At 28.0% G+C, this 12,247-nt stretch carries 16 protein-coding genes and 1 tRNA gene; all 17 read left to right on the top strand.

Annotation, left to right across the window (positions count from 1 at the left end; genetic code table 11):
• Positions 1-211: zinc ribbon domain-containing protein (locus F553_RS0110780; protein ID WP_018999943.1), on the top strand; the 211-nt coding region annotated here is incomplete at its 5' end.
• Positions 212-281: 70 nt separating this feature from the next.
• Positions 282-638: a hypothetical protein gene (locus F553_RS0110775; protein WP_019000100.1), complete on the top strand. Its 357-nt coding sequence runs from the start codon at positions 282-284 to the stop codon at positions 636-638.
• A 67-nt stretch (positions 639-705) separates the two neighbouring features.
• Positions 706-1,683 carry an HlyD family secretion protein gene (locus F553_RS0110770; protein WP_019000099.1) on the top strand — a complete coding sequence of 326 codons (978 nt, stop codon included), beginning with the start codon at positions 706-708 and terminating at the stop codon, positions 1,681-1,683.
• Entirely contained in the window at positions 1,676-2,377 is a 702-nt protein-coding gene (locus tag F553_RS11980; protein ID WP_019000098.1) for an ABC transporter ATP-binding protein, read from the top strand. Before F553_RS0110770 ends, F553_RS11980 begins: the two co-directional genes overlap by 8 nt.
• Before the next feature lie 23 nt (positions 2,378-2,400).
• Positions 2,401-3,144, top strand: a complete 744-nt coding sequence (locus F553_RS0110760) for an ABC transporter ATP-binding protein (protein ID WP_019000097.1) — start codon at positions 2,401-2,403, stop codon at positions 3,142-3,144.
• The gene (locus tag F553_RS0110755) at positions 3,137-4,252 is read left to right on the top strand and encodes an ABC transporter permease (protein ID WP_019000096.1); all 1,116 of its coding nucleotides are present in this window, start codon (positions 3,137-3,139) and stop codon (positions 4,250-4,252) included. The genes F553_RS0110760 and F553_RS0110755 overlap by 8 nt, the downstream gene beginning before the upstream one ends.
• Before the next feature lie 53 nt (positions 4,253-4,305).
• Positions 4,306-4,395, top strand: a tRNA-Ser gene (locus tag F553_RS0110750).
• Between the two features lie 917 nt (positions 4,396-5,312).
• A complete protein-coding gene (locus F553_RS12715; protein WP_019000095.1) occupies positions 5,313-5,447 on the top strand; it encodes a hypothetical protein in 135 nt (44 codons plus the stop codon).
• Between the two features lie 271 nt (positions 5,448-5,718).
• Positions 5,719-5,946, top strand: a complete 228-nt coding sequence (locus F553_RS0110740) for a helix-turn-helix domain-containing protein (protein WP_019000094.1) — start codon at positions 5,719-5,721, stop codon at positions 5,944-5,946.
• 86 nt (positions 5,947-6,032) lie between these two features.
• Complete coding sequence (locus tag F553_RS12235; protein ID WP_019000093.1) at positions 6,033-7,577, top strand: serine/threonine-protein kinase; 1,545 nt, start codon at positions 6,033-6,035, stop codon at positions 7,575-7,577.
• A 188-nt stretch (positions 7,578-7,765) separates the two neighbouring features.
• Positions 7,766-8,977 carry a zinc ribbon domain-containing protein gene (locus F553_RS0110730; protein ID WP_019000092.1) on the top strand — a complete coding sequence of 404 codons (1,212 nt, stop codon included), beginning with the start codon at positions 7,766-7,768 and terminating at the stop codon, positions 8,975-8,977.
• A 31-nt stretch (positions 8,978-9,008) separates the two neighbouring features.
• The gene (locus F553_RS0110725; protein ID WP_019000091.1) at positions 9,009-9,530 is read left to right on the top strand and encodes a DUF805 domain-containing protein; all 522 of its coding nucleotides are present in this window, start codon (positions 9,009-9,011) and stop codon (positions 9,528-9,530) included.
• 37 nt (positions 9,531-9,567) lie between these two features.
• On the top strand, positions 9,568-9,969 hold the full coding sequence (locus F553_RS0110720; protein WP_015562091.1) for a hypothetical protein: 402 nt from the start codon (positions 9,568-9,570) through the stop codon (positions 9,967-9,969).
• Between the two features lie 36 nt (positions 9,970-10,005).
• Positions 10,006-10,692 (top strand): zinc-ribbon domain-containing protein, encoded by a 687-nt coding sequence (locus F553_RS0110715; protein WP_019000090.1) that lies wholly within the window; start codon positions 10,006-10,008, stop codon positions 10,690-10,692.
• Positions 10,693-10,707: 15 nt separating this feature from the next.
• On the top strand, positions 10,708-11,523 hold the full coding sequence (locus tag F553_RS0110710) for a zinc ribbon domain-containing protein (protein WP_019000089.1): 816 nt from the start codon (positions 10,708-10,710) through the stop codon (positions 11,521-11,523).
• A 233-nt stretch (positions 11,524-11,756) separates the two neighbouring features.
• Positions 11,757-11,936, top strand: a complete 180-nt coding sequence (locus F553_RS0110705; protein ID WP_230974266.1) for a type II toxin-antitoxin system RelB family anti-toxin — start codon at positions 11,757-11,759, stop codon at positions 11,934-11,936.
• 120 nt (positions 11,937-12,056) lie between these two features.
• On the top strand, positions 12,057-12,247 hold a 191-nt coding region (locus F553_RS11970; protein WP_019000088.1), incomplete at its 3' end, for a helix-turn-helix domain-containing protein.

Here is a 12,247-nt window from a genome sequence, read left to right as displayed (position 1 = left end):
GAGAGAAATTGGCTCAATAGTGCAAAAGATAGATAGATACTATCCAAGTTCGCAAATTTGCCATGTTTGTGGTACAAAAAATCCTGAAACTAAAAATTTGGCAGTTCGTGAGTGGATTTGCGCAAAGTGCAAAACCAGCCACGATAGAGATAGAAATGCTGCTATAAATATATGGAAGGTTGGGGCATCAACCTTCTTTGGAGAGATATAGTAAGACCTGCTATTTTAGTAGGCAAGTATCGTTTGTATCCAAGAATCCCCTGCCTTTAGGCATGGGGAGTATGTCAACATATATATTAAATTGTTTTTTCTTAAATCAAGAAGATAAACATATTTTACAAAAATTAAAAGCATTTTTTTCGATGTATGCACCTAAATTATATGTATTATTAGGTGAGCATGGAGATATGAGTTTTCAATTTAAACTGAAAGAAAAAATACGTAAAAATATATATAAATTTTTTCATTTAGATAAAAATGATTTAAAAGCGGAATTGGCTGTCGAGTTTTTTATAAATGGACATCTTAATGCTTTATTATATATGTATAAATATAAAGATAGATTATCTATAGAAGATTATTTGGAGATTGTAAAATCGGTGATAAATAATATATTTGTATTGAAAAATCGACAGTAAAGAAATAATTGTCGATTGAACAGAAATTTTGCCTATGACATAATTAACATAAGGGCGGTGATATAATATGCCAAAGAAAAAAATTGCTTTAGTTGTGATATTGTTAATTATGTTAGTGAGTATAGGATGGTACTATTTTTGTTATGATAAAGTGGAGAAATTGACAGCAACAGGTACGATAGAAGTAACAAAATATGATGTTACACCTAGATTAGCAGGATATATAAGAAATCTTAAATTAGAAGAAGGAGATAATTTAAATTTAGGAGATTTTGTTTGTGAGATAGAACGAGAAGATTTACGAGCTCAAAATATTGGTGATTGGCAAGCTGTGAAAGAAGCACAAGCAAAACTGCAAGATTTGAAAGATGGCGCAAGGAAACAAGAAATTGCTATGGCAGAAAATAGTTTGCAAAAGGCACAAGTCATTTTTGATAAAGCTCGAACTGATTTAAAAAGAAATAAAGAATTATATGATGTAGGTGGAATAAGCAAGCAAACTTTAGATGATATGCAAAAAGCTGTCGACGTAGCAGAAAAGGAACTATATATTGCTAAAGAAAATTATGATTTAGTTTTAGCAGGAACAAGACAAAAACAGATAGAAGCACAAGAGCAACAGGTTGAAAAATTAATTGCACAAGCCAATGCTAATGCGAGTATTTTAGCAGATACAAAAGTATATAGTCCCATTACAGGAGTCATAGTAAATAAAAATTTTGAAAATAATGAATATATTAATCAAGGACAAGCAATTTTAACTATAGCAGATTTAACAGATAGTTGGGTTATTGTATATATAGATATTGCAGATTTAGGAAAAGTATATCTACAGCAAAAAGTGAAGATACAAGTGGATGCATATCCTCAAGAAGTTTTCCAAGGACAAGTAATAAATATAAATGATGAAGCTGAATTTACACCGAGAGAAACTTTGACTAAAGATGAAAGAAGTAACAAGGTTTTTGCGGTAAAAATTAAGATTTTTAATGAGCATAATAGATTAAAAGCAGGTATGATAGCGGATGTGATTTTTGATGATTAAAATAAGTAATGTAGATAAATATTTTAATGATGTAAAAATTATAGATGATTGTAATTTAGTTATAAAATCAGGAGAATTAACTATCATTGCTGGCGGTGATGGTGCTGGCAAGACTAGTTTAATAAAATTAATAGTAGGTTTATTAAATCCTGATAGAGGCTATATATTAATTGATGGAAAAATACCTTATAAAAAAAGAGCAGATATTGGCTATATGGCACAAAATTTTAGTTGGTATAGAAATCTTACAGTAGAGGAAAATGTGATACTATCTGCGAAGATGCATGATTTTGATAGTAAACAAGCATTGATGAATTGTAGTGAAATGCTAAATTTTGTGGGTTTAGATAGATTTAAACATCGTTTAGCAGAAAAATTATCTGGTGGAATGAAGCAAAAATTAGCTTTAGCGGCAACTTTAGTTTATAGACCACAAATTATTTTATTAGATGAACCAACAACTGGTGTTGATCCTGTATCTCGTCAAGAATTATGGGATTTAATTCAAATGATAAATAAAGAAGATATTACAATTATTGTTGCTACTCCTTATTTTGATGAAGTGATGTATGCAAAACATATTATTTATATGAATAAAGGTAAAATTATTTTAGATGATAAACTTGAGATTTTACAACAGAAATATAATAAACAAAATTTAGCAGATGTTTTTATCAGTTTAATTGATGAGTAAATTAATTATAATGAAGTGATAATATGGATTACGCAATTTATACAGAAAATTTAACTAAGAAATTTGGCGAGTTTATTGCAGTAAATAATGTATCTTTAAAGATAAAACAGGGCAGTATATATGGATTGTTAGGTTCAAATGGTTCTGGAAAAAGTACAACAATACGTATGTTATGTGGCATATTAAAGCCTACATCAGGAAAAATATATCTATGGCAAAATGAAAATATTACTGATGAATTGAAATTAAAGATAGGCTATATGTCGCAGAAATTTTCTTTATATCCTAGTTTAACAGTAAAAGAGAATATAAAATTTTATGCTAATTTATATGGTTTAAATGAAGATTTATTAAATATACGCATGCAAGAAATCATGGAAATGGCTGGTATAGTAGATAAAAAAGATTATTTGGTAAATCAATTAAGTGGCGGATGGAAACAAAGATTAGCTTTAGGGTGTGCTATTATTCATAAACCTAAATTATTATTTTTAGATGAACCTACAAGTGGGGCAGACCCTAAAGCTAGAAAAATTTTTTGGCAAATAATAGAAGATTTAATTGAGCAAAATATAACAGTAATAGTAACTACTCATTTTATGGAAGAAGCAGAATTATGTCATAAAATAGGATTTTTGCATGCTGGAAAATTGTTAATAGAAGATATTCCTTTAAATATAAAAAAATCAGTAGCTGATGAAAATACTTCATTAAATAAAGTTTTTGCCTTATTGGTCAAACAAAAGGCGGTGAATAGTGATGCATAGAATTTATGCAATATTATATAAAGAGTTTAAACAAATGCGTAGAGATACAACTATGCTAAGATTGCTGATATTGTTACCTATTATTCAAATTTTGATTTTTGGTTTAGCTATAAATACAGAAGTAAAACATATACCAACAGTTGTTTTTGATCAATGTAGGCAACAAGAAAGTAGAGAGCTCATTGATGTATTAGTGGCTACTGATTATTATGATGTGATATATTATGCTAGCAGTATAAAAGAAGTGAATGAAAAAATTAATTCTGGTGAGGCTATTGTAGGTATAATATTTCCGCCAGATATGGTGAAAAATTTTAAGCATGGAGATAATGTACCTATCCAATTGATTGTAGATGCTAGTGATAATATGTCAGCTAGCTCAGCTATAAATGTAGCTCAATTAGCCATTAATAAAAAAGCAGAGCAAATGCAATTATCTTATAATCCAAATTTAGTTGTAGGTAAATATGATTTGCGTATAAGAGCATGGTATAATCCTGATTTTATCAGTGCCAATTATATAATTCCTTCAATTATTGGCATAGTGTTGATGATGACTTTAATCATGGTAGCAAGTATTTCTATAGTTAGAGAAAAGGAAGAAGGAACATTAGAACAATTATTGATAAGTCCATTAAAACCAATTGAATTGATAATTGGAAAAATAGTACCGTATATTTGCGTTGGTTATATACAAATGATAATAGCAATTTGTGTAGGTTATTTTGGTTTTAATATTCCTATAAAAGGAAGTCTGATTTTATTTATATTATTGACTACAATCTTTATGTTAGCGATACTTTCTTTGGGAATATTGATATCAACAGTAGCTCAAAATCAAATGCAAGCTATGCAATTATCTTTTTTCGTATTATTGCCAAGTATTTTATTATCAGGATTTATGTTTCCACGTGTAGCTATGCCAGATTTTTTTTATTATATAAGCATGATATTGCCAATGACTCATTATGTAGAGATATCTCGTGGAATTTTTTTGAAGGGAATAGGTTTGGAATATTTATATCAACCTACATTATTTTTGATATTTTTTACAATCATAGTATTAAGTTTAAGTATTTGGAGATTTAAAAAGATATATTTAAGATGAGATAATTGAATTATTATGTAATTTATTGTATAATGATAAAAAATAAATTTTACGGAGCGATACTCAAGAGGCTGAAGAGGACGGTTTGCTAAATCGTTAGGCGGTTTCGCCGTGCGAGAGTTCGAATCTCTCTCGCTCCGCCATTTTGTAAGCATTAGCGATATCAGAAAAAATCTGATATCGCTTTTTTGTTTTTAAGGCAGGCAATAATCAAAATTTTTATAAAAAATATGAGAAATAGCTCTAGTCTTTTGACTAGAGCTATTTTTGTACGTCTACAAGAATATTTATTAAAGAAAAAAGTCGCTAAACATAATTAGCGACTTTTTTATTTCCGTCCCCTATAAACGGGGTTAGTTTTAAACTTTGATACCCAAATCACTATACTTTTTACATAGTTTCCGTCCCCTATAAACGGGGTTAGTTTTAAACCCTGTGCTCTGGAACCCGCGTCGTTATTGGGCTGAAAATGCACTTTGCGGTTGAGAACAAGATTTAGATTGATTGAGTGATGTTGTACACTTTAAAAAGTGCCACAAACCCAGTAATGACGCGGTGCGGCGGAGATGCCGTTTTTTTGCCATTTAGGGCTATTTTTTGCATTTTAAAAATGAAGTCGTGTATAAATATTAGTGAAAAAATATATACTATCTTTTATTAAAACTCAATCAACTAAAGATATTATAACCTATTTTGATGAATTTTACAATGCAAAAATTTGCAATATTTTGTTATAAGAGTTTTGCGACTGAGATTATCAGAATTTTCAGTTGAAGTTTTATATTAATTATATAGAAATTTATTTATAAAAGATATTTATAGTAAAATTTTTTATAAGTAAATGCCAAAATGAAAATCTTAAGCAAGATATATATAATGTAAGAATTATAAAACTAAGATAAAAGATATAAAAGTTTTTGTCAATAAAAAATCTTTTAAGTAAAAATGCCAGAATAAATGAATTAAGGCAGATATAAATAATGTAAAGAAATCTTCTTTGTAGAAGAATGGATATTATATATAGAAAGAAAATTAAGGTGGAAAATAAGGAGGAATAAAAATGGAATTTAGAAATAGTTTTGATAGTGCTTTTGGAGTAGTGAAATATGATTTTACAGAAAGCAATTTTTTAGATTATCAAGTAACAGAAATTTATTCATCGTTAAATTGCAGAATGCTTGGATATTATGTTTAAGTATTATGAAAGAATGAGAATAGACTTTCTAATGCTTTTAGATAAAAAATTTTTTAGGTACATTTTATAGAGTGAATTTGATACTATATAGTTATATTAGATATAGTATAAAAATAATGTATTTTATTATAGATATAAAATATATAGTACATATCATGATAAAAATAATATTTTTTAAGATTTAATATATACTATTGATGAATAAATTAACCTTGATAGTTTATAGATAAATATGCTTTAAAGTAAGATAATTATTTTAGGAGGTATGTTTATGACAAATGATGAATTAGATAATAGATTGATAGGAATAAATATTGCATATTATAGGAAATTGAAAAAATATACACAGATGCAATTAGCTCAAAAAACAAATATCAGTCTAAGCTATATGGCAAAAATAGAAAGTGGTTTAGTGACAGGTTGTGTATCTTTACCAGTATTGTATAAAATATCTAAAATTTTAGAGGTTAGTTTAGATAAGTTAGTTAATAAAAATTAATATAAAATAGCAGGTGATAATATACAAGACCTGCTATTTTTTTTGCTAAAATATATTTATAAATTTATTTGATAGAAGGTTAATATATGAGTGATTTTGTCAAGCAGTTTATAAATGATAAATATAAACAAATAGATATATGGAAGGAAAGCGATAAGAGTAAGATTATTTTGGCATATGATGAGTCAGATAGACAAGTATATGTTATAAAATATCTAAAAAATAAAGATGTTCCTTATCAGGAATTGAAAAAGATAGATGATAGGATACTTCCTAGGATTTATTATATTTTTGATGGCGATGAAGAAATAATTTTAGTGGAAGAATATATCTGTGGTATAACTTTAAATGAATTAATAGAGCAAAAAAAGTATATATCCGATGAAGAGATACAAGATATTTTAGTACAATTATGTAAAGGATTGAAGAATTTACATCAAAGGGATATTATTCATCGTGATATAAATTTGAATAATATTATGCTTACAAATGATGGTGTTGTTAAGTTAGTGGATTTTGATACGGTGCGTATTTTTAAATATGACCAGAATTTTGATACGACATATTTGGGGACAAAAGGTTTTGCACCACCAGAACAATATGGTTTTAGCCAGACAGATGCTAGAACAGATATATATGCTTTAGGTATGACAATAAAAAAATTACAACCTAAATCTAATTTACTGCAAAAGATAATAGCTAAAGCAACACAATTAGACCCAGAAAATCGCTATCAATATGTAGAGGAAATTTTAAATGAAATTGAAGATGAATATAAATTTGAGCAAAAACAGAATAAATTGACTTTAAAGCAAATAGAAATAATGTTGAATGATAAATTTAACTTATTTGAAATACCTATGCCTGTACAAGAAAAAGATTATCCATTTGATTTTAATAAGATACCTTTTTATACTCCAATCAGTATGGTTGATGATTTAGATTATAAAAGTGTAGAAGAAGCTCAGAAGGCTATGATAGAGGATTTTGAGAATAATGTATTTTCTTTAATGAAAGAATATATCAAGGATATATTAGAAACATATAAAATCTATCAGTTAAAGAAATATTATACGTACTGTGAAAATGAGCAGAATTATTATTTTAAGGTAAATAAAGAAATAGAGCATATTATAAATTTGATGGTAAAGCGATTTAAGTTGGATTTGCCGGAGTATTTAAAGCATTTTAATTATGTGCCTAGTTTTACTAGACTTTCAGGAAAACAAGATGAACAGATGTATCATCTTTGGCAGTTAAAGCATTTAGAAGAAACAAATTATGTGGAAGAGATAAAGAAAGAATTTATAGATAGAATACTAGCTTATGATGCTGAGCGATTTTTTATATATGTAACGCAATACTTAAAAAAAGATATAAACTTAGAAGAATTGACGATAGTTGATGACAAGACAAATGAAGAAAAAAAGGTCTATCATTTTAATTTTGATACTTTAGCACAATGTTTCTTTGAAGAATTATTAAAGAGTACAGAATTTATTATTAAAGATAATCCTTTTGTTCAAGAAGATGTAGAAGGTGTGTTAGTTAAGTATTATTTACCAGAATTAAAAGAGGCTTTAAAAGCAAAGACTAATGAAATCATGACGTTTTTAAAAGAATATAACTAAATTTAAATTATGATAAATAGCCTTAGATATTAGTATCTTAAAGGCTATTTTTTTATGTAAAATGGCTTAAATTGTTACTATTAATACGAAAAAGCAGTTAAATTATCCCTATGGGACAACAAAGAAAGTTCTATTTTTATTATATTGTTATTAAAGATTAATACATATTATAAAAGGAGCGAATATTTATGTTTAAGTATTGTACAAATTGTGGTAGCAAGATGCCAGCGGATAATTTATTTTGTACTAATTGTGGTATGAAATTTAATCAAGAGAATAATCATAATGTAAATTTACAAAATAATTTTACTACTCCAGTGCAAAATACTAATTATCAGCAAAATGCGAATAGAATGGTTAATACTAATATGCAGATGAGAACACAGAATAATTATCCAAGTGCAAATAATTATCAGCAAAATCAGATGCAACAACATAATCAAATGATAAATAATCAATCAATGAATAATAATCAAATGGGTATGAACGAATTTAACATAGGTAAAAATTATTTGCAAATGAATATGCCATTGCCAAATTATGCACAAGCTATAAATTATTTACAAAAAGCAGTGAATATGGGAGTAAAAGAAGCTTCTATTTATTTGATGATTGCACATCTTTATCAAAATATCGATATGTTAAAACAAAATAGTATGTATATAGCAGAACATACGAATGGAATGAACTATATTCAGCCAATGCAAAATGCAAATTATGGTAATAATTTCGCAAATGGATTAAATGGTAATATGATGGCAAATAATTTTAATAATAGAGCGAATAATATGCCAAACAATCAAGCAATGGCTAATCAACAAATGCCTAATAATATGAATAATAACCAAAACAATCAAGAAAGTGGCTTAAAAACTTTTGGTAAATATGCAGCAGCTGCTGCTGTAGGGGCGATGGCTAGTTCTCTTTATCATAATGCAACAGCGGAAGCTTCTAGTGGTCATCATAGTTCTTCATCTAGTACAGAACAACCAGCACCAACAGAATACATTCCAAATGAAACAGTTCAGCCAGTTCAAGATTATATCGACCCAATGTACGCAAATCCAGTGGATAATATTCAAGCTTATAGTGATCAAGTAGTGCCAGATATGAATAATGTGGTAGCACCTGAAATCATGAATAGTAATGTAGTGGATAATATCCAAGCTTATGATGAAAATATTATTCCTGATAATATGCAAAATAATAGTGAAATGCAAAGTAGTGAAGAAATGCTACAAGAAAATCCTGTAGATAGTATTCAAGCTTATGATGAAACTAATACTCAAGATGATACATCAAATAGTGAAGACACATCGGCAGATTATGAAGAAGAAGAATACACAGAAGAAGACTCTTTTGGCAATTTTGATGATGAGGATGAAGATAGTTTCTTTTGATTATTAGTCGTCAAAATGAGAGGTGAGCATTATGCAAAATTTATATTGTCCCAAATGTGGTCAAAATTTAAATGGAAATACTAATTTAAAATTTTGCCCTAAATGTGGAGCTAAAATACAAACTAATATTTCTGGGAATAATAAAAAACAAGATGATATAGATAAACTGATGAATTCAGATTTTATACAAATGATAAAGCGAGATTATTTTTCTTATACAGGAAGATTAAATCGCAAAATCTATTTTATACGCAGTTTAGTTTTAGTTGTTATAGAATGTATACTTTTTGTACTAATTGATGAATTAGATACTAGGTCAGATGATTTTAGTTTAATCTTGATGTTATTGAGCTTTATACTTTTATGTTTATGTATAGTAGCTGATTTTATGCTGGATATGAGAAGATTTCATGATTTGGATAAATCGGGATATTTTGCTTTATTATCACTTATACCAGCGATAACACCTTTTCTGTATTTATATTTGTTTTTGATGCCAGGTACAAAAGGTGTCAATCAATATGGCAATGACCCTTTAGAAAATACGTACTGAGTAATAGTTGTTGATAGTAAAATGAGGAGCGGTTTTTATGCATAGATTAAAACAGAGGTATTTAATGGTATTCATAGCGTTACTTACTTTATCTAGTGTGATGTTTTCAGGTTGTAGTTTATTAGAAGATAAACATGTAACTTTAGTCAAAGAGGGTACAATGGAAATTGTTCCTAATGTAAAAATAGGTAAGGCTTTTGACCAATTTTTCAGCGATGGTAAATGGGAGTATTTTGTGGCTACAGATAATTCAAAAGTTGTAGAGTTCACAGGTACATGTCGTTGGCAGGATAAACCAGCAAAAGCTAAAGTCCAATTTGTCATTTTAAATGATACAAGATTTCAGCTTTGGACAATTGAGATAAATGGCGACAATATGCGTGATTCTGATGCTATCGCTGTAATGAAGAAGATATTAACTCAATATCATGCAAAGTAAATTTAAAATTGAAACGTACAGAAATGAGGAATAGATATGAATATTTGTAGACAATGTCAAAAACAATTTGATGATAACGTGCTTTTTTGTCCAAGTTGTGGCAATAAATTAGAAAAACAAAATGTACAAGTAGTAAATAATATTATTTGTCAAAAATGTGGAAATGCTTTAACTAGTGCAGATAAATTTTGCCCTAAATGTGGTGAAAAAACACCAGCATTTTATCAGACACCAATGGTCAATAATATGAATACTAATGTAGTAAATAATAATCAACCAATACAGCCAGTAAATCAGCCATATCAGCAAAATATGAATACAAATTTTAATGTAAATAATAGCAATAATAGTGCTGATGGTATTTTAAATAAAATAAAAAATGAATATTTTTGTTTTGAAGGTAGAATAAATAGAAAATTTTATATAACACGCAGTTTGATAATCGCAGTTGTAGTAATGGTACTTTATTTTATCATCTATGCAGCGACAACAGATATTTTTGGTATAATGTCTGATTTTGGCATGATGTTAACTTTAATAGTGCAATTAGTGGGAACTGTAGCGGGTATATCTTTAAATATTAGAAGATTTCATGATTTTAATAAATCAGGCTGGTGGATATTGATTTTGATGGTACCATTTGTAAATCTTTATTTTAGCATTAAATTGTTATGTATTAGAGGCGATGTAGGTGCTAATAATTATGGAGCAGACCCATTTTGATGAGAGGTAAATGAAATGAGTAAATTTTGTTTTAAATGTGGTACCCCAGTTAATGATGGTGAAAAATTTTGCCCTAAATGTGGTACTAATTTAGGAGTATCAACAAGTCCACAGATACAGCCAAATGTAAATAAGAATATAAATAGTAATAATAATAAAATGAAAATAATAATAGCTATTGCAATTGTAGTAGTTATCGTTGTAGGCAGTGGTCTGGGATATTTTCTCTATCAAAAACATGAAAAAGATACGCAAGTAAATACAAATACTAATACATTAGTGGAAACGGCAAAAGCTACTGACGATACGTATCAACAGCAAAAGCAAGATGATGAAAATCTAAAAAAAGCTAATGATATATTAAAAAATAAAAATACTAATTATAAAGTCAGTGCTGTATCGACAATTGATGATAATGGTTTCTTTGGTTTGATAACAGGAAAGGGATTGAGATTTATCATTTATGATAAAAAAGATGATATGATAGCTACTATTCCTTTTGATAAAGAGTTATTAAATCCTAAAAAGTATGCTAATACAGATAGAGCACTCTATTTTAATATGAATGTAGAATATGATAATGTAAATAGCAAAGATAAAAAGGCTGGATACTGGAGTGGTTCTACACATACTATTCCTATAGAAATCTATAGTGAAGAAAAAGATGGTGTTTTATCTCCTTTGGGAATAATGACTTATTATGGAAATAACAAAGGAAAATACGATGAGTATTTGTATGAAATGCAAAATGTTAATTTAGCTAATTTAGTAATTCTTCATGGCGATAGTTTGAGAGTGGATATCACAAATAGAAATATAGACCTTCCATAAATAGAAAATATTTATCATAGGGATTGTACTTATATTAACTTAATAAATATGAATATAGGTACAATCTTTATGAAAAACTTACATATTAAGGCATAACTAATACTAATAAGGTGATTATTGGTATGAATATGAATTGTAAATATCTTAGATAATGAGATAATTTTATTAGTATGTATGAGAGGGGTAATATTTTTGTGTTTGAATCTGAATATAGACAAATTGGAGCTAAGATAATGTATTTTCGAAAGATGAAGAAATATACACAAGAAGAATTGGCGTTTAGAGCGTCAATTAGTGCCTCATATTTATCAAGAATAGAACGTGGTGTTTATAAAAAAGGTTTGCCAATATCTACACTTATGAAGATTGCAAAAGCTTTGGAAGTCGAATTAAGTGCCATTTTTGAAAAATGATGATAGCTGATAAAAATAAAATAATATATACATAAAAAAGCAATATCTGTTGTTGAAGGTTAAAATGAACTGCACCCCAAAAGTTGGACACAAAACAACTTTTGGAGGTGCAGTTTTTTTATGACTAAATATTCAAATGAATTTAAAGTTAAAGCAATTAAAATGGTTTTAAAAGGAGCTTCTATTTCTCATGTAGCTAAAATTCTAAACATGCCAGATATAGCTCCTCTTTGCAGATGGATATCTCATTATGAACATGGTGGTATTCCACAACTTCTTCATAAAAATCGTAAATATACTCCTATCTTTAA

The sequence above is a fragment of the Megamonas rupellensis DSM 19944 genome, assembly GCF_000378365.1.
Lineage (GTDB): Bacteria > Bacillota > Negativicutes > Selenomonadales > Selenomonadaceae > Megamonas > Megamonas funiformis.
The sequence above is the reverse complement of the archived record's forward strand: the minus strand, read 5'-3'. Positions and strand labels throughout refer to the sequence as shown.

Excerpts from the sequence above, each read along its gene's own strand:
- F553_RS0110775 (WP_019000100.1), top strand. The coding sequence starts at position 282 with ATGTCAACATATATATTAAATTGTTTTTTCTTAAATCAAGAAGATAAA.
- F553_RS0110770 (WP_019000099.1), top strand. The coding sequence starts at position 706 with ATGCCAAAGAAAAAAATTGCTTTAGTTGTGATATTGTTAATTATGTTA.
- F553_RS11980 (WP_019000098.1), top strand. The coding sequence starts at position 1,676 with ATGATTAAAATAAGTAATGTAGATAAATATTTTAATGATGTAAAAATT.
- F553_RS0110760 (WP_019000097.1), top strand. The coding sequence starts at position 2,401 with ATGGATTACGCAATTTATACAGAAAATTTAACTAAGAAATTTGGCGAG.
- F553_RS0110755 (WP_019000096.1), top strand. The coding sequence starts at position 3,137 with ATGCATAGAATTTATGCAATATTATATAAAGAGTTTAAACAAATGCGT.
- F553_RS12715 (WP_019000095.1), top strand. The coding sequence starts at position 5,313 with ATGGAATTTAGAAATAGTTTTGATAGTGCTTTTGGAGTAGTGAAATAT.
- F553_RS0110740 (WP_019000094.1), top strand. The coding sequence starts at position 5,719 with ATGACAAATGATGAATTAGATAATAGATTGATAGGAATAAATATTGCA.
- F553_RS12235 (WP_019000093.1), top strand. The coding sequence starts at position 6,033 with ATGAGTGATTTTGTCAAGCAGTTTATAAATGATAAATATAAACAAATA.
- F553_RS0110730 (WP_019000092.1), top strand. The coding sequence starts at position 7,766 with ATGTTTAAGTATTGTACAAATTGTGGTAGCAAGATGCCAGCGGATAAT.
- F553_RS0110725 (WP_019000091.1), top strand. The coding sequence starts at position 9,009 with ATGCAAAATTTATATTGTCCCAAATGTGGTCAAAATTTAAATGGAAAT.
- F553_RS0110720 (WP_015562091.1), top strand. The coding sequence starts at position 9,568 with ATGCATAGATTAAAACAGAGGTATTTAATGGTATTCATAGCGTTACTT.
- F553_RS0110715 (WP_019000090.1), top strand. The coding sequence starts at position 10,006 with ATGAATATTTGTAGACAATGTCAAAAACAATTTGATGATAACGTGCTT.
- F553_RS0110710 (WP_019000089.1), top strand. The coding sequence starts at position 10,708 with ATGAGTAAATTTTGTTTTAAATGTGGTACCCCAGTTAATGATGGTGAA.
- F553_RS0110705 (WP_230974266.1), top strand. The coding sequence starts at position 11,757 with ATGTATTTTCGAAAGATGAAGAAATATACACAAGAAGAATTGGCGTTT.